Below are 21,624 nucleotides of genomic sequence, written 5' to 3' on the forward strand. Positions count from 1 at the left end.
ACAAAGCCTACTTTTTTGGTCAACTTTAAATTTTTAAGTCAGAAAAGAACCACGCGGAGGGTCGCGGAGAGGCGGAGGGGAGCGGAGGCTAGGTGCTAAATGAGCGCCCGACGCTTGATCAGACCGATGTGCTTCGTGGCCTTCGTTCTCTTCCAAACCTTCTCGTGGCTGCTTGAAGAATCTGTCCTCAGGGGATCTCGTAGACCGTGAGGGCCTCCCGGATGCCGCGCAGCGAGGCCTGCTGGGGCATGGCCTGGATGCCGCGGCCAGCCAGGAGCCGGGCCACACCCGGATTGGACACCACGGGCTCGGTGGTGAAGATGGTGTTCGACTGGGCGAGGCCCTGCACCCGGGCGGCGATGTTCACGGTCTGCCCGAAATAGTCCAGCCGTTCGTTGAGGGTCACCGCCAGGCAGGGACCTTCATGAAGGCCGATCTTCAACAAGAGGTCTTCCCGGTCCACGGGCTCGTTGAGCAGGCCCATGGCTTCCCGCATGCGGAGCGCCGCCTGGAGACCCCGTTCCGGCGTGGGGAAGGTGGCCATCACCGCGTCGCCGATGGTCTTCACCACGGAGCCGGATTCCGAACCGACCACCTCGTGCAGCACCCGGAAATGCGCGCGGACCAGGTCGTAGGCCACCAGGTCGCCCACCCGTTCGTAGAGTTCTGTGGAGCCCTTCAGGTCCGTGAAGAGGAAGGTCAGGCTCGTGATCTTGAGGCGCTGGTTGATGTCCAGCGTGTCGGCCCGGTAGAGATCCCGGAAAGTCTGGCGGGTCAGCAGGTCCTTCGCGGTGAGGAAGCGGCGGCGGTGGCCCATCAGCTCGTGGAGCTGGTCGTTGGCGATGAAGATCCCGGGCAGCACGCGGTGGTCCGTCTGATTCTCCAGCGTGAGGCGCAGGGGGCCTGGCCGCAGCTGCAGGGTGCCCGTAGGAGCGCTGGCTTCGTTGAACACCATGGTCAGATCCTGGCGTTCGCGGGTGGGCTCGCCCTGGACATCGAGGAACATCGCCGAGTGGGTGACGCCATCGAACACGATGATGAATTCCGCCGGGAGCTGGACATTCAGGATGCACTTCCCCCGGGCCGGGATCTCATCGGCATCGAGGGTCAGCGAGGCCAGCAGGTCCTTGAAGGCGGGGCCCTCAGGAAAGCGGATGCCCGAGCCCCAAAAAATCTGGCGGTAGTAGTCCCACATGGGCAGCGAATGGGGATCGTGGGCGGCAATCCGGCGGACGCCGGGGCTCACGGTGAAGCTCACCTCCACCATCTCGTCCAGAGTGGGCTCATAGCCTCCGGCGCACAGGGAGCAGTAGTAGGTGGCCTTGTCCACGGACTTAAGACTGTGCGCAGCCTCCAGCACACCGCCGCAGCCCGGGCAAAGCAGATCCCAGGAAAGTTCAAAGAGGCCGAGGTGGGAGGCGTGGACGAAGGCGTCCACGCACTGGCCTTCATCAAGGCCAGAGCGGGCGGCGAATTCGTAGGCGTTCACGCGGATGAGGTCCCTGTCCTCGCCTTCCCGCACGAGGCGCTCGATGGCTTCGGCGGCCTGAGCGCCCTGGGGGCCGACCACCTGCCGGAGCAGGGTGAATCTTGAGGCTGCGTCGCTCACGCGGTCGAGTCTACGCCGGAATACCTCGCTTCTTGAGCGTTTTGTCAGCCCTTCCCGTAACCTGGATGAATGGCGCTTCAGAAATGGACTTTTATATCGGGCACAGATGACACGGGTCTCCGGCTGGACCAGCTCGTGGCCAAGCGCACGGGCCTTTCGCGGCGGTCGGCCCGGGAAGCCCTGAAGCTGGGCGGCGTGCAGGCGGACCGCAAACGCGTCCGCGTGGCCGGAAAAATGGTCCAAGCAGGCATCGAGATCCGCGTGGCTTTCGATCCTGATCTGCCAGCCGTACCGACCCTGCACATCCAGGTGGTGTTTGAAGACCAGTGGCTCCTGGTGGTGAACAAGCCCGCGGGCATACCCACCCAGGGCACCTGGGCCTCGGACCGGCACGATTTGATGGCGTTGATCAAAACCCAACGGCCGGATTTGAAATTGTTTCTGCATCACCGGTTGGATCAGGGGACTTCGGGCCTGCTGATCTTTTCAAAGGACGCTTCCATCAACGCGGAACTGACCCGGAAATTCACGGAACATGGCGTGCGCAAGACCTACCTCGCTCGGGTATCCAGACCCCTTGAAGCCTGCACCGTCAATCGGCCCATCGGGCGCCTTCGGAACGCCGTGCCCGGGCGCTTTGGGGTTGAAGGGGACTTGATGGAACCCAAGGAGGCCCTCACGACCTTCAGGCCCGCCACGCAGGAGGAATGCGCAGATTTGCCCCCAGGACACTGGATCATCGCCGAGCCCCGCACGGGCCGGACACACCAGATCCGGGTGCACTTGGCGAGCCTCGGCGCGCCTGTCCGTGGCGATAGGCTCTATGGCGGGGAGGAAGCGCCGGAATTGGAACTGCATGCCTGGAAGCTGGTCCTGGACCATCCCTCCACCGGGAAGGAAATCGAATTCCTGGCACCTCCGCGGTGGATCCAGGGATGAAGATCTTCCGGCAGCTAGGATCCTGCGGCACCGCGATCGTCTTTCTGCCGCTCGCCTGGATCGCCGCCTGCTTTCTGGGCCGCGCTCTCGCGCAAAGCGGCTATGAACGCCAGATCACCGGGCAGTCCAGGGCTTTCCGGATGCCGGAGGCTGCGGTTCCAGGCGGCGGCACGGTCGTGGAAGATCCCCTGGCCTTGGCAGAACTTCAGAAATATTTACGGATCTGGAATCTTGAGCCCGGCGCCTGCCCTGCTTTTCCGGACGCCTCGCGAATGCCATGGAGTTGGAATCCCCTGCATGGCTCCGCCACCATGATGCGCCTCCAGCAGAAGCAATCCTTCCTGCAGAGCCAGCATCACGAGGTGCGCCGGCAATCCACCGGAAACGGACAGTTCCGCTACTTCATCCAGCCCGATAAGGAAGCCGCGCTGGGGGGCCGCCGCTTCAGCCTGGATGTACGAGGCGATTCCATCCAACAAGCCCGGGAATTGAAATGAAACTCCCCTTGCTATACAACCCGCTCGCTGGGACCTCCCGGAAAGATCCAGACTCCCTCCTGGCAGGGCTTCCGCCCGGCCATCGCGCGCGGATCGAGCCCATCGCCTTCGGCCCCCCCTATGATTTCACCCCCCACATCGAACAGGCCCGAGCCGCCGGCGGACCGCTCCTGGTGTGGGGCGGCGATGGAACGATCCACCACGCGGGCATCGCGCTCTCGGCCGCGGGCTGCCCGGTGCCCCTGGCGGCGGTTCCCGGGGGCAGCGGCAACGGCCTGGTGCGGGGCCTGCGGACGCCCCTAGAGCCCAGTGGCGCAGTGCTGCGGTTGCTCGAAGGCCGGGAATTGCGCATGGACCTGCCCCGGATCGACGGAGAAGCCTTTTTAAATCTCTGCGGGACAGGGTTCGAGGCGGCCATCGCCCACGATTTCCACGGCGGCACCGACCGGGGTTTCCTGAGTTATGCCAGGCGTTCCATAAAATTGTGGCGGAACTTCGAGCCTTTCGGCCTGCGCTGGGATGCGCTTCAGCCTGAAACGGCGCCCCCAAAATCGCGAAGCGACCTCTTGCGGGCGGCCTGGAATGGCCCCGAGCCGCCGCTCCCGGACTTCGCCTGGAGCCTCTGCATCGCCAACCTGCCCCAATATGGCTCGGGATTCTGGATTGCGCCCCACGCGGATCCTGTCGACGGAATCCTGCAGTGGGCAACCCTTGCCAAGCCCCGCAACCTGGACCTGCTGACGCAGCTGCCCTCGCTTTTCCGCGAGGGCGGCCGCACCCACCTGCGCCAGGAGGGACGCCTCCTCAGGGCGACCCTCCGCCTGGACCGCAGCCTGCCCTGGCATCTCGACGGCGAACCCGCCGAAGCCCGTGATCGCGCGGAATTCACACTGGAGCCCCAGGTCTTCAGGATGCAAGTGACGGATGCCTGCCCCTGGAAATCCTGAGAAAAAAAACGGCACCCGAGGGTGCCGTTTTTCAGATTGCCGGGGAGTTCACCACCAGCCTCGTCCCCGAGTGGAAGAACCGAAGCCCACCCAGGTGGGACGGCGGAATTGGGCGCTCATGTCCAGGTGGTTGCCCCATACACCCTGGGCAACCTTCACGTCCTTTAGATCCACGGTGGCCGGATCCCAGGAACGCTCGACGATGAGCTGGTAGGGATAGGCCTTGGAGGACATCCAACCCGGATCATCCGCGACGACGTAGACCGCCTGGGCTTCGTCTTTGGGATTCTTGAAGGTCACTTCGGGGGTCCCGGTGGCGATCAGGTTCTGCAGCATCCCCTCCTGCAGATCGCCCCACTTGTTCATCATGACCAGACGGAACCAGCCGCGGTTCGTGTGGTTGAGGCTCACATGCAGCGTGCCTTTGGCGGGCACCACGAAGGCATAGCCTTTCCAGCCCTGGGGGAAGTCGGCGTAGTCGCTGACCTCGAGCGCGTCGTCCGCCACGCGGGTGCAGGCCACGAAACCCTGCCGGGACATGAACTGGATCTCTGCAAAGATGTCCCGGTGGCCCCAGAACACGGAATTGGGCAGGAACACGCAAGGGTTCCAGTGCTGTTCCCGGCCATAAACGCGGGTGTGGACGCCGCTGGCCAGGACTCCATGCACGGCCGGTGCGTTCCCTGCGGATCTGCGGTCCGGCGCCACGGCAAGCGACGACCCGCGGGACCCTGGTGTTGCTCCGATGGAACGGTCGGTGCCCAGGCCTCTCTGATCCGCTCCGCGGCTATCCGAGGACCCCCGCTGGGTCGGTGTCATCTGGCGTGAAGAGCCCTGGGACCTGCCACGGTCCTGGCCCAACAGGCCGGTGGCCAGGCAGCCCAATGCTGTGATGGAAGCGATGATTCTGGGTCCGTTCATGGGCACCTCCTGAAGTTGGTTGGGATCCGGGAATGCAGCATCCAAAGCCGTGCCACTTCCTTCTAAGTGTGGGTCGACTGTGAAGACTATGCTAGAAGTTCTCCTGATCAGACGTTTGGATGAAAGGAACCCCCAGTTTGTTTGGCACCATTCGGCATATTCATTTCGTTGGCATTGGCGGCATCGGCATGTCCGGCATCGCGGAAGTCCTGGCGAACCTGGGCTTCCAGGTCTCGGGCACGGACCTGAAGGAAAGCCCCGCCACCGAGCGCCTGCGTTCCCTGGGCATCGAAGTCCATCTCGGCCATGAGGCAAAACACATCGAGGGCGCGCAGGTTGTGGTGATTTCCAGCGCCGTGCGGGGGGACAACCCGGAGGTTCTGGCAGCCCAGGCCGCCAAGGTCCCGGTGATCCCGAGAGGCGAGATGCTCGCGGAGCTCATGCGGTTGAAGCGGGGCATCGCCGTGGGCGGATCCCACGGCAAGACCACCACCACCAGCATGATCGCCCAGGTACTGAGCCAGGCGGGCCTGGATCCCACCATCGTCATCGGCGGCAAGCTCGGGATCCTGGGCTCCAACGCGAAGCTCGGGAAAGGCGACTACCTGGTGGCCGAAGCGGACGAAAGCGACGGAAGCTTTTTGATGCTGAATCCCACCCTGGCCGTCATCACCAACATCGACCGGGAACATCTGGACCACTACAAGGACATCGAGGAGATCCGCGCCGCCTTCGTGGAATTCGCCAACAGGGTGCCCTTCTACGGCTCCGTCTTCGCCTGCATGGACGATCCGAACGTGGCCCAGGTGCGGCCCTTGCTCAAACGCCAGGTGAGGACCTACGGCACGAATCCCCAGGTCGACCTGAGGGCCCATGACATCCGCCAGGATGGATTCGTCAGCGCCTTTTCCGTGACCGCCTTCGGTGAATCCATCGGCGATTTCTCCATCCAGGTGCCGGGCCACCACATGGTGCTCGATGCGCTCGCGGCCATCGGAGTGGCGCTGGAATTGGGCGTGGACCGGGAGAAAATCCGCACGAGCCTGGCCACCTTCAACGGCGCCGAAAGGCGCTTCACGAGAAAAGGAGAGAAGGATGGCGTCCTGGTGGTGGATGACTACGGCCACCATCCCACCGAAATCGCCGCCACCCTCAAGGCCGCGCGGAAGGGGTTCCCGGAGCGCCGCATCGTCGCCGCGTTCCAGCCGCACCGGTACACCCGCACCCAGGCCCTGCTGGAGGAATTCTCCCGCGCTTTTTTCGAAGCCGATGTGGTGGTCATCACCAACATCTACGGCGCCAATGAAACCCCCATTCCAGGCCTTTCCGGGGAGAGCGTCGTGGCGGGCCTGCGGGCCCATGGCCAGCGGGAAGTCCACTCGGTCCCCAGGGTGGAGGACCTGCCGGAATTCCTGAAGAGCATCACCAAGCCCGGGGACCTGCTGATCACCTTCGGCGCCGGAACCATCACCCATGCGGGTCCCGCCTACCTGGAACGCTAAGCCCCAAAGGAACAACCCATGAAGGCAATCGCACTTCCGGCGCTCATCGCCCTGCCCTTGAGTGCGCAGGTGCTGGCGCCAGGCCAGTCACCCGCCCCGGCCTGGTTTCCCGCAAAAAGCTACCGGGCTGGACTCCCGCTCCCCAATGCGGGCAAGGCCTATACCCGGCATGCGGACCTGGTGGCCTACGCGAGCGCCCTCGCGGCCGCGGCACCGGACCGCGTGAGGCTGTCCACGCTGGGCCTCACCGAAGAAGGCCGCCCGCAGCCCTTCCTGATCATCAGCAGCCCCGGGAACATCGCGAAACTGGAGCAGTTGAGGGCCGAAAACGCGAAGCTCTCGGACCCCCGGACCTGCTCGGAACTGGAAGCGGAACAGATCGTCCGGGCCAATCCGGTTTTTGTGTGGCTCGGCTACAGCATCCATGGTGCCGAACCCAGCGGCAGCGAGGCTTCGCTCGCGGTGGCCTACCATTATGCGGCCGCGCTGGACGCCGAAACCCTGAAGCAGTTGGACCGGGTGGTGCTGCTGCTCGACCTGACCCAGAATCCCGATGGCCGGGAACGGGCCATCCAGTCGGTCTCGGAGGTCCTGCAAGGGGCCAACCCCTCGGATCCGCAGGATGCGCAGAACACCAGCCGCTGGCCCGGCGGGCGCTACAACCACCGCCTTTTCGATCTCAACCGCGATTGGGCCTGGCAGACCCAGGGCGAGAGCCGCGCCAAAGCGGCGGCGTACCTGCGATGGAACCCCCAGGTGCTGGCGGACCACCACGAGATGTCCGCGGAAAGCAGCTACTACTTTCCGCCGACCATGCAGCCGGTCCACGACGCCATCCCGACACCGATCTCGGGATACTGGCAGCAGACCTTTGGAAAGGGCGTGGCCAGGGCCTTCGATGCCAACGAATTCAATTTCTTCAGCAAGGATATTTTCGATCTCTTCTATCCCAGCTACGGCGACAGCTGGCCCAGTCTCCACGGCGCCGTCGGCATGACCTTCGAGATGGCGGGCCAGGTGGGCCTGGCCTATCGCCGCCGGGATGGAGAAACCCTGACTCTGGAAAAGCGGGTCCAGCGCCACTTCACCGCGAGCCTGGCAACGGTGCGGACTGCCTCCGAGAACCACGAGGCCCTGCTCATGGATTTTCAGAAGGTCCGCCGGGAACGGTCGAGCCTGGGGGAGCGCGCGGGTGCCTTCTTCATCGCCGAGGGACCGGATCCAGGGCGTTCCAGAGCCATGGTGGAGCTGTTGCGCCGCAATGGCATCGAGGTGCAGCGCCTGACCGAAGGGCTCGGCACCGCCAATCTCGATCCCATCGGCGTGGGAATCCTGCCGGCCACGGTGAAACCCGGGAGCTACCTGGTTCCGCTGGACCAGCCCCTGGGCGCCCTGGCCGAGGCGCTCCTCCAGAAGGAAGCGAAAATGGGACCCAAGCCCAGTTACGATGTCACGGGCTGGAGCCTTCCCCTGAGCTTCAACGTGCCGGCATGGCACGCCAAGACCAGGCCCAAGGTGGGTGTCGAGCCGCTAGGCGGAACAAGCGAGGCCAGCGTCCCCGAAGCCCGTTCCGCGTATATCCTGCCGGCCGGGTTCGAGGGCCGGGAACGCACGCTCGCGGCCCTGCTCAATGAAGGCTTCAGAGGAACCGTAGCCACCGAACCGTTTGGAATGCAGCACCAGCGCTTCGAGCCAGGCGCGGTGGTGTTTCCCTTGCGCTTGAATGATGGCGCCAAACTGCTGGCCCGGGTCCGGGAGCTCGCCTCGCAGAACCGCCACCCGGTCCTGACGGCCGATACGGCCCTTTCGGATTCGGGGCCGGACCTGGGTTCGGACCGCGTCCACATCCTGGCCGTGCCCAAGGTGGCCGTCCTGGTGGACCGCCCTGCGGACCCGACGGCCCTGGGCGCGGTGATGCACACCCTGCGGGAAACCGGCATCGCGTTCGCGCAGGTGCGCGCCGAGCGCATCGACGGCGCCAAGCTCCACCGCTACACTCACATCATCCTGGTCGACGACAATTCCGCGGGCAAAGGCTGGCAGCGGGTCCTGGGCGATGGAGGAGCTACCAAGCTCAAGGCCTGGGCCTCCGATGGCGGCGTGCTGCTGGGCCTGCAGGGCGGCGCCATCTACGCGAGTCGCGCGGGCCTGGCGGATGCCGGTTTCCAGTTCCTTTCGAAGAAGGCCGAGGAGGCCCGGCTGAAGGAAAAGGACCCCAAGCGCGAGGCGCCGAAACCCGATGCCGCGGACCTAATCCAGCCCTGGGCCGGCCGTGAGCAGCGGGATTTGCAGGAGACCATCCCCGGGGCGCTGCTGCGCGTGAAAGTGGACCTGGGCCACCCCCTGGCCTGGGGTCTGCACACCCCCGATGCGGCCGTGTTGAACACCAGCGACAGCATCCTGGAATTGAGTCCCGGCGGAGAGAATCCCATCTACTATCCGGGCAATCCGAAGAAGGACCCGAAGGACGCGAAAAACACGGTCGAAGGCGAACCCTTGAAAGTCTCCGGCCTGCTGCCCAAGGCCCTGGAACCGAGGCTGCGGCTGACTTCGTACGCCCTCCGGGAGCACCGCGGAGCCGGGGCCGTGATCCTGTTCGCGGGCGATCCGGTGTTCCGCGGCATGAGCGCCTTCACGACCCGCGCCTTCCTCAACGCGATCTTCTTCGGCGCCTACCGGGCCAGCTACGAAGACTGATCCTCACCGGCCGCGCGGACAAGGCCCCGATGTCCGTTTATGCTGGAAGAACCCATATCGAGGAATCCATGGCCCTTACCCGCGACCAGCTCGTCCGCCGCGCAGCCCTTGAACTGCAGGACGGATTCTATGTGAACCTTGGCATCGGTATCCCCACCCTAGTTGCGGGGGCCATCCCCGAAGGCATGGAGGTCATCCTGCAAAGCGAAAACGGGTTGCTAGGCATGGGTCCCTTCCCTACTCCGGATGAAGTGGATGCGGACCTCATCAACGCGGGCAAGCAGACCGTGACAACCGCCCCGGGCGCGTGTTTCTTCTCCAGCGCCGACAGCTTCGCCATGATCCGCGGCGGCAAGATCGACTTGAGCATCCTGGGGGCCATGCAGGTGGACATCGAAGGCAACCTGGCCAACTGGATGATCCCGGGAAAAATGATCAAGGGCATGGGCGGCGCCATGGATCTCGTGGCCGCGGCCAAGCGCGTGGTAGTGGTGATGGACCACACCAACAAGAACGGCGAGTTCAAGATCCTGCGGAAATGCAGCCTCCCGCTCACGGGCACGCGCTGCGTGCACCGCATCATCACCGAACTGGCGGTCATCGACGTGGTGCCGGGTCGCGAAGGCCTGCGCCTGGTGGAAGTCGCCCCCGGCGTGACGAAGGAAGAAGTGCAGGCCAGGACCGAACCGCCCCTGGTGATGATCGATGTCCGCGAGATGGAGGTTTGAACCCATGAAAATCCCAGTCGTGCTATTCCTGGCGCTCCCCTTGATGGCCTGCGGCGGTGGAGAGCTCGCTCCCCACGCGCACAAGGGCCGCGCGACCCTTGGCCGCCTTCAAAGCGACCATGCGACGGCCGCCAAACCAGCCTTCAAACCGACCCTCGCCCTCAGCCCCAAAACCGTGGCCCTGGCGCCAGGCGCAACCCAGAGCTTCAGCGCCCAGATCAACTACGAGCCCGATGGCCCCCGGTTCCCGCGCCAGCCCGTGAGCTGGAGCGTGGTGGAGGCCGGTGGAGGCGAAATCACCCGGACGGGTCTCTATACCGCTCCCGCCGCCGCCGGCACCTATCACGTGAGGGCCGAGCGGGAGGACCACCCGGGGGTTTCGGATACGGCGACGGTGACGGTGGCCGCGAAGGGCGAGCCGGGCTCGCCAAAGCAGTGAAGCCTGATGCCCAACCTCTACCGCCTCATCCGCCCGCTGCTCTTCTGCCTCGACCCTGAGCGGGCGCATGATCTGGCCTTCTGGGCCGGAGGCCTGGCCCAGCGGTTGCCGCTGCCCGAACCCAGGCTGGCCCCGGCCCTGGCGGTGGATGCCTTCGGCCTCGGTTTTCCCTCGCCCCTGGGACTGGCGGCGGGTCTCGACAAAGGGGCAGAGCTGTTGCCGTTCTGGAAGTCCCTGGGGTTCGGCCATGTGGAAATCGGCACCGTCACCCCCTTGCCCCAACCTGGAAATCCGCGTCCACGCCTGTTCCGCCTGCCCAAGGAAGGAATCATCCTGAATCGGATGGGGTTCAACAGCGAGGGCGCCGAGGCCGTGGCGGCCCGGCTGAAGCGGCGTCCGTCGGGCCTCATCATCGGCGGCAACCTGGGCAAGAATAAGGCCACGCCCGAAGAAAATGCCCTCGCGGATTACGCCGCCGCCTACCGCCTGATCGCGCCCCAGGTGGATTACATCGCGCTCAACGTGAGCAGTCCGAACACACCGGGATTGCGGAACCTCCAGGCGCCCGCGGCCCTGGAGCCCCTGCTTTGCGGCATGCTTGCACTGCGGAAGGAGATGGGCCTGGAAGCCCAGCCCTTGCTGCTGAAGCTGGCCCCGGACCTGGCCTTCGAGGATCTCGACGGCATTGTGGAAGTCTCTGTTTCCTCCGGGATTTCGGGCCTCATCGCCACCAATACCACCCTGGACCGGAGCATCGTGGATCCGGCGAACCGGAGCAAGGTCGAGGCCTGGGGACCGGGTGGACTGTCCGGCCGGGGACTGGCCGCCAAAGCCAGGGCAGTGCGGCTGCGGTTGCTGGGAGCCCTGAAGGGCCGACTGCCCCTGGTGGCCTGCGGCGGCATTGGCTCGGCCGATGATGTGGCCGAGGCCCTGAAAGATGGCGCGATCCTGGCCCAGATCTATACCGCCTTGATCTTTGAAGGACCGGGCCTGGTGGAGCGCATCCACCGGGAATTGCCCAGGCGTTTAGCGGAGGCCTAAGCTTGAAGGTCAGGTGGTTCCTCAAAAAGGCCCCGTTGGGGTTCAAAGATCCTCGGTTGATCAAGCCCCCGTACCAACGCAGCCAAGGTTCGTTGAAAAAAAGGCCGGAACTGCATATCGAAAACATACAACCCAGGCGTTTGCAATAGTTCCTTGACCATTGGCGTCGGATCGCACATCTGCCACACGCCCAGGATCAGCCCATGGATCTGGAACACCAGTTCCAATCCCTGGCCCGGTCCGAGAAAGGGCAGACGATGCTCCAGATTCCGTGCGGAGCGGGCGGCGCGGACAGCCAGGAATTCCTTGAATCTCAGCAGGGCCAGGCGGTCCACGTTGTGCTCCAGGACGGTATGGAGAATGCTCAACAGCCCCGGCAGGTGGGGACAGGAGTCCAGCGCTTCCACCACCAAGGCCGATAAGGATTGGGGGCTCAGGGGAGTTTTGGAATACCCCAACGCTTCGTCCAGAGCCTCGTAGAACGTCAACAGCCCCTCTTCGGCAAGCGTCAGGAAGAGTTTTTCTTTTGTATTAAAATAAATAAAGATAGTTCCCTTGCTCAATCGACTTTTTCGAGCGATTTCCGCCATGGTGATGGCCTGGAAGCTGGCGGTCTTGAACAGTTCCAAGGCGACCGCCAGGATCTCATGCCGCCGTTCTTCCTTCTCGTGAACCTGCCTTGCCCGCCGCTGTCCCATGGCGCTATCCCATGCAATATATTAATGACCAACGGTCATCAATATAAATAACCATTGGTTATTTGTCAATTAGACCATGCCATCACCTTGAAAATCATAGACTTCCCAAATGGTGCTAGTTCGTATCGCCATCCACGTAGACCCAGGCGCCCGCCTCCCGGGTGAACCGGCTCAACTCAATGTGAAGCTGGCGCTTGCCTTGGACTTGAAGGCTGGCGTGGAACTTCACGGTGCCGGTTTCATCCCCCGGCCCCCCCTGCTCGGTCGATACGATCTTCAGCGAAACGCACCTGATCGTGCGGCAGTACTGGGCCAGTTCGCTGCGGTCGAGTTTGGCCCGCTCGGCTTCCGAGGTGGTCTTCATCAAGTAGTCCACCTTGGCCAGGGCGTAGGCGGAGAAGCGGCTCCGCATGAGCTGGGCCGCGGTTTCCACGGCCTTCTTCCCTTCGATGAAGGGTTGGCAGCACCGGTCGTAGGTGAGTTTGGAGGTGCAGGGACAGGGTCTCGACATGCTTAGAGCCTCTTTCAGAATGAGACGGGGCCGCGACGGAGGTCAGCCGCGATGCAGCGCAAGGAAGGGGCCGCAGCGGCGTATAGATCATACGCTCAAGGCCCGTGACGCCGCGATGTCCAGGCCCTGAGAGCCCGCAAGGGCGGGCGGGACGCACCGTGTTCCGCTGGGCGTGGATGCTGGCCCCGTCCCTCCCATGTATCGAAGGCCGCACCGCGGCCTTCTCCCGCGGCAAAGCCGCGGACACGGGCCCCTGGCTGGGGCGGCGGGCTTCGCGGGGCTGCGTTACCCTCCCGTGGCGTATGGTCGATACGCCGTGGTCGGCTGCCTTCTTGGTATCGGCTCCGCCGATACGCAAGACAAACTGATATCTGCCCCGCTCGCCCGGCGCTCCCAGCGCGGCCACGCCTCATTCTGAAACAGGCTCTAAGATTCTAGCTGTCTTTCAGGCCTGCCAGCTCAAGCGGTAGATGTGGCGGCAGGACTCGGGCCCCGCATCCATCGGCTCCTGATACTCGACCTGCACGCCCTGGGCCCCGGTGAGTTCCAACGCCCTCTGGGTCCAACTGGTGAGCCCTGGCGAATACCATTCGGGAAAGAACCCATCGGCCCACACGCTGATTTGCGCATGCCCGGGACCCGATTCGTCCACCACCACGCACCCGCCCTTGGTGTAGTGGGCGAAAAACCTGGGGATGCTGGCCAGGAGAAACCCTGGGGTCATCATTTTCAACATCCAACGGTGCAAGGTGGTGAATTCTTCCTGGGCCGCGGCCTGGCCCGCCTTGCCGGCATCATGGCGTCCCGACCAGAGGATGTAAGCCTGGCTCAATTCAGTGAAGTGGCGTTCCTGGACCCAGTCATAGAGGCCCAGGGGCTTTTCGAACTGCGCCCGGCAGGGTCCGGAAACCCGCGCCAGCAGCGCCTTCCAGGCCTCCTCGCCGCCGTGCCGCAGCACCACCTTCCGGATCTGCACGATGTTCGGGCCCCGCACCTCGGTGACCCTGGCGCTCTCCTGGCCGGATTCAGGAATCGGTTTCGGGTTCAGCGTCGCGGTATCCATGAGCCCCCCCTCGATCGGGGTTGCCCCAAGATGGGGCAACAAAGGAAAAATGCTCTTGAATGTTTAAACATGCAGGCAATTTTGTCCTAGCCGCGCGATCGGAATACCCAAGCAGAACCCGTGCTGCCAAGCCGTAGTTGACGTAGTTTGGGGTGTTGCCGAGCGGGTGCACTCCATGTCAAGCGTCCAACACGGGTCCAGGGTGACTTCCGACCGATTTCGAGACCGTCAGCAGGCTGGGAGGCTTCTGGCCAAGGCCCTGATGCACCTGGGAAACAAAACTCCGCTCGTATTGGCCCTGCCCCGGGGCGGTGTGCCAGTGGCCGCCGAAGTCGCTGCGGCCCTCGGGGCCCCCCTGGATGTCCTGGTGGTCCGCAAGATCGGCGCGCCCTTCCACCGGGAACTCGGGGTCGGCGCCCTCGTCCTGCTCGGCCGGCCGGAAGTGGTGTGGAACCTGCCGCTGCTTCAGGAGCTGGGGCTATCCGAGCAGCGTTTGAGCGGCGAGGTGGAGGATCAGGAGATCGAAGCCCGGCGCCGCCTCGCGGCCTATCGAGGCGACCGCCCTGCACCTGGACTCGAGGGCCGCACCGTGATCCTGGTGGACGACGGGCTCGCCACGGGCATCACGGCCCAGGCAGCCCTGCAGGCCCTGCGCCGCGCTGGTCCCGACCGCCTGGTGCTCGCGGTGCCCGTGGCGCCGCCGGACACGCTGGCCAGGCTTTCCGGGGAAGCCGACGAAATCGTGTGCCTGCTGCGGCCATCCTGGTTCAGCGCGGTGGGCCAATTCTACGAGGACTTCGACCAGACCTCGGATGAGGAGGTCATTTCACTGCTGGCCTCGGCCCGGCTCCGGGGGTGAGGCTCCCCATTTCCAGCTTTCAGGGATTCCAGGTCACGCGATAGCGGTGGCACACCGAATCCATTCCGCGTCCTGCCGGGGGCTGGTGGTGGATGCGCAGGTCCTTGGCGCCGCTCAGTTCAAGGGCGCCCTGCAGCCAGCCCACGAGTCCGTGGGAATACCATTCACGGTAGTAGCCCTGGGCCCAAAGCTTCAGGACCGCTTCGCCGGAACCGATATGTTCGACCGTGCCCTTGCAGCCGCGGTAGTAGAGCCCCAGCATCCGCGGCGCGTTGTTGAGCAGGAACTCCGGGCTCGCCAGCTTGATCAGCCAGCGGTGCACCATCAGCAGTTGTTCGCGCGCTGCGCTGCGGCCCCGGGAGAGGATCCAATCCGGTCCCTTGAATTCCAGGAAGGCCAGGTTCATCTCCGCCGCCAGATCCGCGTCGACCCACTCATAGCTTCCGATGGGCCCCATGAACAGGGACCGGCATTCCTCGGACACTTTTTCCAGCAGGGCTTCCCAGGCGGGCTGTCCCCCGGCCAACAGCACGGCCTGGCGGATCTGCTGGGTCACCGGACCGCGCACATGGGAAACGCGGAAACTCTCCAGCATGGGGGCCGGCACGGGGGTCGGCATCGTTGCGCACAGGGGTTCTGCCATGACCATCATGAGTTTTATTTTATGGAATCAAGGCCCGCGAAGGGTCACGGCTCAGTCATGGAAAACAAAGAATTTTCCATGAAAAATAAGGCTTTCAACCAAGCCAACGAGACTCAGTTTCGACCAAAGCCAGCTTCCAGGCCGGTCTGCGCCGAACCCTTGGCCCCGCGTCTCAATTGTTCATCATGGCGGCCATGACAATCGCCCTGGGGGAGATCAGCCCATCGGAATATGCAGGCCGATCCGCGTCGCGTGGTCGGCGGCTGCTTCATAGCCCGCATCCGCATGCCTGAACACGCCCATGGCTGGATCATTCCACAGCACCCGGGCCAGGCAGCGGTCCGCGCGTTCGGTGCCATCGGCCACGATGACCACGCCCGCATGCTGGCTGTAGCCCATGCCCACGCCGCCGCCGTGGTGGATGCTGACCCACGAGGCGCCGCCAGCCACGCTGGTCATGGCGTTCAGGAAAGGCCAGTCGCTCACGGCGTCGCTGCCGTCCTTCATGGCCTCGGTCTCGCGGTTGGGGGAAGCGACACTGCCGCTGTCGAGATGGTCGCGGCCGATGACGATGGGCGCCTTCACTTTTCCGGTCCGCACCAGCTCGTTGAACTTCAATCCTGCAAGATGCCGCTCCCCGGCGCCGATCCAGCAGATGCGCGCCGGCAAGCCTTGGAACGCGATCTTTTCCTGCGCGGCTTTCAGCCACCGGATCATGCCTTCGTTTTCCGGGAACAGTTCCATCATCGCGGCATCGGTCACGGCGATGTCTTCGGGATCCCCGCTCAGCGCCACCCAGCGGAAAGGGCCGATGCCTTTGCAGAACAATGGGCGGATGAAGGCAGGCACGAAGCCCGGAAAATCGAAGGCGTTCGTCAGCCCCGCCCGCTGGGCCTGGGCGCGGATGTTGTTGCCGTAGTCGAAGGCCACGCTGCCGTTTTTCTGGAAGGCGAGCATGGCTTCCACGTGGGTCCGCATGGACTGGAGCGCGCGATCGACGTAGGTCTTGGGATCAGACTTCCGAAGCTCAGCCGCCTGCTCAAGGGAAAGCTCCGCCGGGATGTAGCCGTTGTACTCGTCATGGGCCGAGGTCTGATCCGTCACCAGGTCCGGCACGAAGCCGCGCTTGAGGATCTGCGGCAGCAGTTCCGCAGCATTCCCCAGCAGGCCGATGCTGCGCGCCTCCTTGGCGTCCACGTAGGTCTGGACAAGGTTCAGGGCCATCTCCAGGTTGTCGGTCCATTCGTCGAGGTAGCGGGTCTGGATGCGCTTTTCGATGCGGGTTTGATCCACCTCGATGGCCAGGCAGACGCCGCCATTCATGGTCACCGCCAGAGGTTGCGCGCCGCCCATGCCGCCCAGGCCCGCCGTGAGCGTCCAGGTGCCCGCCAGCGTGCCGTTGAAATGCTGGCGCGCGGCTTCCGCAAAGGTCTCGTAGGTACCTTGCACGATGCCCTGGGACCCGATGTAGATCCAGCTTCCAGCGGTCATCTGGCCGTACATCATCAGGCCCTTCTGATCCAGTTCGCGGAAATGCTCCCAGGTCGCCCATTTCGGCACGAGATTGGAATTGGCGATGAGCACGCGAGGGGCCTCGGCGTGGGTCCTCACCACGCCCACCGCCTTGCCGCTCTGCACCAGCAGCGTCTCGTCATCGCCCAGATGCTTGAGCTCCTTCACGATGGCGTGGAAGCAGTCCCAGTTCCGCGCGGCCTTGCCCAGGCCGCCGTAGACCACGAGGTCTTCGGGGCGCTCGGCCACCTCGGGATCGAGGTTGTTCATGAGCATCCGCAACGCCGCCTCCTGCACCCACCCCTTGCAATGCAGATGCGTCCCACGGGGCGCGGTGATGACAGGGTTTTCGGTGGCGGTGGACATGTCGGCTCCGAAGGAACGCTCCATTCTACCGGGGGCGGCCAAGGTACGATCACAGTGTGATCCGGCGGATCAGAGCTTTTTCAGGTACTCCAATCCTCGCTCCAATTCCCTCCTCATTTCCTCAGGTGTATCCGTTCGCTTCGGCGCGCCGTGGCCCGGCAGGACCCATCGGAATTCGAAATCCAGCAGCTTCTCCAATGACTTGAGCTGCCGGGGCCAGGAATGCCAATTGAAATTCTTCGATGCCGAGAGCATCTCCCGTTTGGGGTTCCACCACAAATGATCGCCGGTGAAGAGGAAGGTCTTCCGGTACAGCAGGCATGCGCTCCCGGCCGTGTGGCCCGGGGTGGGAATGAAAAGCAGGTCCGGGGCCAGTTCAACGGGATCGTCGCCCTCGATGTAGCGTTCCAGCCCCGGATAATGGTCCCCCGCATGCATGATGCGTTCGCAGCCAAAGCGATCATGCAAGGCCGCGTGGTCCGCCACGTCATCCTGGTGGCTGAGCACCATGGTTTCCACCCCGCCCAATTCCGCGATGCGCTTCATCAGCGGTTGCGCGGCCCGAGGGGAATCCATCATCACGTTGCCGGACCCACGGCGGATGAAGTAGCTCCACGCGCCGAAACTGTTCTCGGCGGTGTAGCCGCAGAAATGGACTTCATCCTCGATGGGATCGGGAAAGGCCCGCAGGGCCTCCGCCATGGAAGCCTTGTCCTCGCTCCCGATGCTGCCCGTGGGGCAGGCCAGCAAGGCCATGGATGCCCGCAGGCGCTGTGTTTCACTCGGTTGCCGATGGACGCTGGAATGATCGCCTGCATCCAGGAATACATCCGGCGCCATGGTGTAGCAGGTGCCGCAGTCGATGCAGCTCATATCCACGAAAAACGCGCCAGGGGCGTTGTCCGGATAGGCTTTGGATCGCTGAGCCATCAACCCATTCCCTCAGCCCCGATAGATCCGCTCGGTCTCGAAAGCCCCCGGCTTCTGCGTGTGCAGCCGCCAGAACTCATCGGCGATCTGATCCGGATCGAAGGAGGTGCCCGGCGCGATCATGCCGCAGATGGTGACCGTGGCCACGTGGATTCCCATGGGGGCCAGCTCCTGCGCAAGGCAGAAACAAAGGCTGCGCTGGCCGGCCTTGCCGATGCACAGGCTCGCGCCGCTGGCGAATGGACTGATGGCGGAACCGCCGCCGGTCAGGATGATGGTGCCCTTCCCCTTGGCCTTCATGGAGGGAATCACTTCCTTCGCGGAGACCAGGAAGCCGCCCACCATGCTGCGGAACTCATGGTCCAGATCCTCGAGGTCCAGTTGCGAGGGCAGCGCCTCGCGGAACACCGAGGCATTGTAGATCAGCACGTCGGGCTCGCCCAGGCTGCCGTAAACGGAGCGGAAGGCGGCCTGCAGGGTGGCGGGATCCGCGGCGTCCACACCATAGCCCCAGGCCGGGATGCCTTCCTTCCGGAGCCGGTCCGTGAAGGATTTCACAGCTTCCAGGCGCCGGGCCATGAAGGCGATGCGGTAGCCCTCTTTCGCGAAGCGGTGCGCCAGCGAAAGACCCATGCCCGGCCCCATCCCCACAAGGACCATCAGGGGTTTGGTTTGTTCGTCCATTTGCGGCTCCATTCAATGAATCCACCCTAGCCGATCCAGCGGAGGATGCGCCGTGATTTTCCAGTAAATGACTGCCCAGACCGCGCGGTTCATGGCCGGTGGGCCGATCCACGCCGCCGGAGAGCACTGCCCGGCAGGCAGCCGAGCAACGCTTCCGGTGGCGCGTGGGCCCCTCGGTCTCGTCGAGCCAAGTTGGAGGCCCAGCGCATGGCGTCCGCAAGGCGCTTCAGCGGGACTGCAGCAGTTCGGATTCCGGGAAGCGGACCTTGGGCAGGCTGGCGTACTTGTCGCCCTCGCTGCGGTAGCCGGCGGCGCAGGCGCAGACGGTCGCATAGCCTTCGGCTTCCAGGCCCAGGATCGCGTCGTAGGCGGCCGGGTCCAAACCCTCCAGCGGGCAGGTATCTACGCCGAGCAGGGCCGCGGAGGTCATGAAATTGCCCAAGGCGATGTAGGCCTGGCGGGCGGCCCACTGATCGATGGTGGTGGCCTGCGGTCCGCTCACGAGCTTGTCCACCATGAAGCCCCGGAAGCCTTCCAGAGACTCGGCGCTGACACCGCGCACTTCAGCGATCCGCTCCACGTAGCGGTCGATGTGCGCCTCGCCCATGGCTTTCTTGATGGCGAACACCACCAGGTGGGAAGCATCCTCGATCTGGGACTGCCCCCAGGACGCGGGCCGCAGCTTCGCCTTGAGCGCGGGATCCGTGACCACGACGAACTTGTAGGGCTGTAGGCCGTAGGAAGACGGCGTGAGCACCAGCGCCTCTTCCAGGGCCTTCCAGGTGTCTGGATCGAGCTTGCGCGTGGCGTCGAACTGCTTGGTGGCATACCGCCATTCAAGCTGGTGGATGAGGGCGTCGGAGGAAATGGCAGTGGATGTGGAGAGCATCATGACTCCTTGAAACGAGTGAATGAAAGGGCGGGGGAACTTGGGGTGCACCTCGTCACTGGAAGGCGCCGAGGTGCTCCTGGAGGAATGCGTCGAGCGTGCGGGGAGCCGCGCCGGTCACCAATTCCACGGTGCCGGTGGTGGGTTCTGCGATGCCGCGGCGGACGCCCTGGTTCAGCGTCACCATGCCGTAGGCGTACCAGTCGTCCATGCCCATACCCTTCATGGCCTGGAAGGCGGCGGCATCGTTGACGGGCACGTAGGCCACCTCGCGCCCCAGCAGCTTGCCCAGCCGGGCGGCCACGTCGGCGTAGCCCAGGGCCTCGGGGCCCGTGAGGTCGTAGACCAGGCCTTCGTGGCCCGGTTCCGTGAGGGCGGCGGCGGCCACGGCGGCGATGTCCCGGGTGTCGATCCAGGCCATGCGGCCGTCCCCGGCGTTGACGTAGACCGGCTGCCCCGCCTTGATGGCATGGGAATAGAAGGCCACCCAGTTTTGCTGGAAAAAAGTAGGACGCAGGATGGTGTACGCGAGCCCCGACTCCTCCAAAGCGCGTTCGGCCCGGGCGTGGGCCCGGAACAGGGGATTCGAGGAATCAGCGCTGACCCCCTGGGCCGACAGCTTGACAACGTGCTTCACGCCCGCGGCCTTCGCCGTTTCGATGGCGGCGATTTCCAGGCGGTCGAAGTGCGAAGCCGACGAGAGGAGGAAGAGTTTGTCCACGCCCTGGAGCGCGGTTTTAAGGGAGGCCTGGTCCCCGAGATCGCCTTTCACGGCTTCCACGCCCTGGGCTTTGAGGGACTCCAGGGAGGCTTCGCTGCGGGCCAGGGCCTTGAAGGCCGCGCCCTTCCCCTTCAGGGCAGCCACAAGCTGCTGCCCGACCTTTCCAGTGCTTCCGGTGATGAGGATCATGGGGTTCTCCTTTTCCTATGGTTGCGGCCGTTTGGACCGTAGCCTATGATTAAGGTGCTTACTCCCTTTTGGAAAGTAGGCACTATTTTGGAAGGTAGGTACCCAATGGTTAGAAAAGCTTGCGCGCTCCACCCGAATGTCCTCAGCGGCGCCTGCCCCACCCGCCGGGTCCTGGATCTCATCGCCGACAAATGGACGACCCTGGTCATCTACCTGCTCTCCAATGGCAAGCAGCGCTACGGGGAGCTTCACAAGCGCATCGAAGGCATCAGCCAGAAGATGCTCACCCAGACGCTGCGCCAGCTCGAAGACGACGGCCTGGTGAAACGCACGGTCTACCCCGAAGTCCCGCCGCGCACCGAGTACGAGTTGACGCCCCTGGGCGAAACGCTGAGGGCGCCGCTCTCCGCGCTCTGCCAGTGGGCCGAGGAGCACCTGCCCGAGGTGGAAAAGGCCCGGAGCCGGCACAAGGCGAAGCATGCGGAAATGCCGAAGGGCGCCTGAGCCGGTGATACCGCCGGTGTTTGGGATTTGGTTTTTTATCCCCGTAAATCCCCGTTTTTCCCGGCCAAAAAAAGCTGTTAAAGCCGGGGACAAACGGGGATTTACGGGGACAAAGAAATACTAGGTCGCAGTCGTTCAAGCCCCGGCCGCGGGCCATTCCTTCAGCTCCTGCCCCAGGAACTGCGCAGACGCTACGAATGGAATTCCAGCGGCCTGGCGACGAAACCTCTGGCCGCGTCCATGAAACTGGAAAGTGGACTACAGCTTGTAAAATTCAGGCAAAAATATTTTTTTGCGACGTTGACTCATCTTCATGAGTGGCGATCATTGGGGTACCCATCACGCCCATTCTTCCCCAACCCCTTTTTCCTTTCCGAAAGGTGATCCCATGCGGACCATGCTCACGGTCAAGATGCCGGTCGGCGCCGGCAACCGCGCCATCCAGGACGGCAGCCTCCCCAAGATCATGCAATCCGCCATGGCTGACCTCAACCCGGAGTGCGCCTACTTCTTCCCCATGGACGGCAAGCGCACGGCGCTCTTCGTCTTCGACCTGAAGCGCTCCGAGGACATCCCCCGCATCGCCGAGCGCTTTTTCAGCGGCCTCGACGCCGAGGTGACGCTCACGCCCGTGATGAACGCCGAGGATCTGAAGAAAGGGCTGTCCAGCCTTTCCTGAGCCGACGGAAATCCAACCCCTTTTTTGTGCAAACAACCAATTCGACCAGGAGGAAT

At 64.0% G+C, this 21,624-nt stretch carries 22 protein-coding genes; 11 read left to right on the forward strand and 11 right to left on the reverse strand.

Annotated elements, in window-relative coordinates:
• Nucleotides 1-187: 187 nt before the first annotated feature.
• Nucleotides 188-1,609 (reverse strand): adenylate/guanylate cyclase domain-containing protein, encoded by a 1,422-nt coding sequence (locus IPQ13_02615; GenBank protein ID MBL0209796.1) that lies wholly within the window; start codon nt 1,607-1,609, stop codon nt 188-190.
• A gap of 69 nt (nt 1,610-1,678) precedes the next feature.
• Between IPQ13_02615 and IPQ13_02620 the strand changes: the two genes are divergently transcribed.
• Genes IPQ13_02620 through IPQ13_02630 form a run of 3 tightly spaced genes read left to right on the forward strand, consistent with a single transcriptional unit; the run spans nt 1,679 to nt 3,992 of the window.
• Nucleotides 1,679-2,548, forward strand: coding sequence for an RluA family pseudouridine synthase (locus tag IPQ13_02620; GenBank protein ID MBL0209797.1), 870 nt, complete (start codon nt 1,679-1,681; stop codon nt 2,546-2,548).
• Nucleotides 2,545-3,045 (forward strand): hypothetical protein, encoded by a 501-nt coding sequence (locus IPQ13_02625; protein ID MBL0209798.1) that lies wholly within the window; start codon nt 2,545-2,547, stop codon nt 3,043-3,045. Before IPQ13_02620 ends, IPQ13_02625 begins: the two co-directional genes overlap by 4 nt.
• Nucleotides 3,042-3,992, forward strand: coding sequence for a hypothetical protein (locus IPQ13_02630; protein MBL0209799.1), 951 nt, complete (start codon nt 3,042-3,044; stop codon nt 3,990-3,992). The genes IPQ13_02625 and IPQ13_02630 overlap by 4 nt, the downstream gene beginning before the upstream one ends.
• Nucleotides 3,993-4,040: 48 nt before the next feature.
• On the opposite strand, the gene IPQ13_02635 is transcribed toward IPQ13_02630, so the two are convergent.
• A complete protein-coding gene (locus IPQ13_02635; protein ID MBL0209800.1) occupies nt 4,041-4,913 on the reverse strand; it encodes a hypothetical protein in 873 nt (290 codons plus the stop codon).
• A gap of 137 nt (nt 4,914-5,050) precedes the next feature.
• On the opposite strand from IPQ13_02635, the gene IPQ13_02640 reads away from it, so the two are divergent.
• The 5 genes from IPQ13_02640 to IPQ13_02660 all read left to right on the forward strand — a co-directional run bounded on the left by IPQ13_02640 (nt 5,051) and on the right by IPQ13_02660 (nt 11,320).
• Nucleotides 5,051-6,415, forward strand: coding sequence for a UDP-N-acetylmuramate--L-alanine ligase (locus IPQ13_02640; protein ID MBL0209801.1), 1,365 nt, complete (start codon nt 5,051-5,053; stop codon nt 6,413-6,415).
• Between the two features lie 18 nt (nt 6,416-6,433).
• Nucleotides 6,434-9,112, forward strand: coding sequence for a hypothetical protein (locus IPQ13_02645; protein ID MBL0209802.1), 2,679 nt, complete (start codon nt 6,434-6,436; stop codon nt 9,110-9,112).
• Nucleotides 9,113-9,180: 68 nt separating this feature from the next.
• Nucleotides 9,181-9,840 (forward strand): CoA transferase subunit B, encoded by a 660-nt coding sequence (locus IPQ13_02650; protein MBL0209803.1) that lies wholly within the window; start codon nt 9,181-9,183, stop codon nt 9,838-9,840.
• A gap of 4 nt (nt 9,841-9,844) precedes the next feature.
• Nucleotides 9,845-10,279, forward strand: a complete 435-nt coding sequence (locus tag IPQ13_02655) for a hypothetical protein (GenBank protein MBL0209804.1) — start codon at nt 9,845-9,847, stop codon at nt 10,277-10,279.
• A gap of 6 nt (nt 10,280-10,285) precedes the next feature.
• Nucleotides 10,286-11,320, forward strand: a complete 1,035-nt coding sequence (locus IPQ13_02660; protein MBL0209805.1) for a quinone-dependent dihydroorotate dehydrogenase — start codon at nt 10,286-10,288, stop codon at nt 11,318-11,320.
• On the opposite strand, the gene IPQ13_02665 is transcribed toward IPQ13_02660, so the two are convergent.
• The 3 genes from IPQ13_02665 to IPQ13_02675 all read right to left on the reverse strand — a co-directional run bounded on the left by IPQ13_02665 (nt 11,317) and on the right by IPQ13_02675 (nt 13,592).
• A complete protein-coding gene (locus tag IPQ13_02665; protein MBL0209806.1) occupies nt 11,317-12,018 on the reverse strand; it encodes a TetR/AcrR family transcriptional regulator in 702 nt (233 codons plus the stop codon). The two genes, IPQ13_02660 and IPQ13_02665, sit on opposite strands and share 4 nt — an antisense overlap.
• Before the next feature lie 115 nt (nt 12,019-12,133).
• Nucleotides 12,134-12,529, reverse strand: a complete 396-nt coding sequence (locus tag IPQ13_02670) for a hypothetical protein (GenBank protein MBL0209807.1) — start codon at nt 12,527-12,529, stop codon at nt 12,134-12,136.
• 445 nt (nt 12,530-12,974) lie between these two features.
• Nucleotides 12,975-13,592 carry a hypothetical protein gene (locus tag IPQ13_02675; protein ID MBL0209808.1) on the reverse strand — a complete coding sequence of 206 codons (618 nt, stop codon included), beginning with the start codon at nt 13,590-13,592 and terminating at the stop codon, nt 12,975-12,977.
• Between the two features lie 175 nt (nt 13,593-13,767).
• On the opposite strand from IPQ13_02675, the gene IPQ13_02680 reads away from it, so the two are divergent.
• Entirely contained in the window at nt 13,768-14,451 is a 684-nt protein-coding gene (locus IPQ13_02680; GenBank protein MBL0209809.1) for a phosphoribosyltransferase, read from the forward strand.
• Nucleotides 14,452-14,470: 19 nt separating this feature from the next.
• Here IPQ13_02680 and IPQ13_02685 read toward each other — a convergent pair whose 3' ends face one another.
• The 6 genes from IPQ13_02685 to IPQ13_02710 form a co-directional block, all read right to left on the reverse strand.
• A complete protein-coding gene (locus tag IPQ13_02685; protein MBL0209810.1) occupies nt 14,471-15,094 on the reverse strand; it encodes a hypothetical protein in 624 nt (207 codons plus the stop codon).
• A gap of 216 nt (nt 15,095-15,310) precedes the next feature.
• Nucleotides 15,311-16,972 carry a urocanate hydratase gene (hutU, locus tag IPQ13_02690; GenBank protein ID MBL0209811.1) on the reverse strand — a complete coding sequence of 554 codons (1,662 nt, stop codon included), beginning with the start codon at nt 16,970-16,972 and terminating at the stop codon, nt 15,311-15,313.
• Nucleotides 16,973-17,041: 69 nt separating this feature from the next.
• Complete coding sequence (locus tag IPQ13_02695) at nt 17,042-17,902, reverse strand: MBL fold metallo-hydrolase (protein ID MBL0209812.1); 861 nt, start codon at nt 17,900-17,902, stop codon at nt 17,042-17,044.
• 12 nt (nt 17,903-17,914) lie between these two features.
• A complete protein-coding gene (locus IPQ13_02700; protein MBL0209813.1) occupies nt 17,915-18,586 on the reverse strand; it encodes an SDR family NAD(P)-dependent oxidoreductase in 672 nt (223 codons plus the stop codon).
• A 226-nt stretch (nt 18,587-18,812) separates the two neighbouring features.
• The gene (locus IPQ13_02705; protein MBL0209814.1) at nt 18,813-19,475 is read right to left on the reverse strand and encodes an NAD(P)H-dependent oxidoreductase; all 663 of its coding nucleotides are present in this window, start codon (nt 19,473-19,475) and stop codon (nt 18,813-18,815) included.
• Nucleotides 19,476-19,530: 55 nt separating this feature from the next.
• Nucleotides 19,531-20,385 carry an SDR family oxidoreductase gene (locus IPQ13_02710; protein ID MBL0209815.1) on the reverse strand — a complete coding sequence of 285 codons (855 nt, stop codon included), beginning with the start codon at nt 20,383-20,385 and terminating at the stop codon, nt 19,531-19,533.
• Between the two features lie 105 nt (nt 20,386-20,490).
• Between IPQ13_02710 and IPQ13_02715 the strand changes: the two genes are divergently transcribed.
• Nucleotides 20,491-20,889: a helix-turn-helix transcriptional regulator gene (locus tag IPQ13_02715; protein ID MBL0209816.1), complete on the forward strand. Its 399-nt coding sequence runs from the start codon at nt 20,491-20,493 to the stop codon at nt 20,887-20,889.
• 388 nt (nt 20,890-21,277) lie between these two features.
• The gene (locus IPQ13_02720; GenBank protein ID MBL0209817.1) at nt 21,278-21,568 is read left to right on the forward strand and encodes a hypothetical protein; all 291 of its coding nucleotides are present in this window, start codon (nt 21,278-21,280) and stop codon (nt 21,566-21,568) included.
• Nucleotides 21,569-21,624 lie beyond the last annotated feature (56 nt).

The sequence above is a fragment of the Holophagaceae bacterium genome (assembly GCA_016720465.1).
Lineage (GTDB): Bacteria > Acidobacteriota > Holophagae > Holophagales > Holophagaceae > JANXPB01.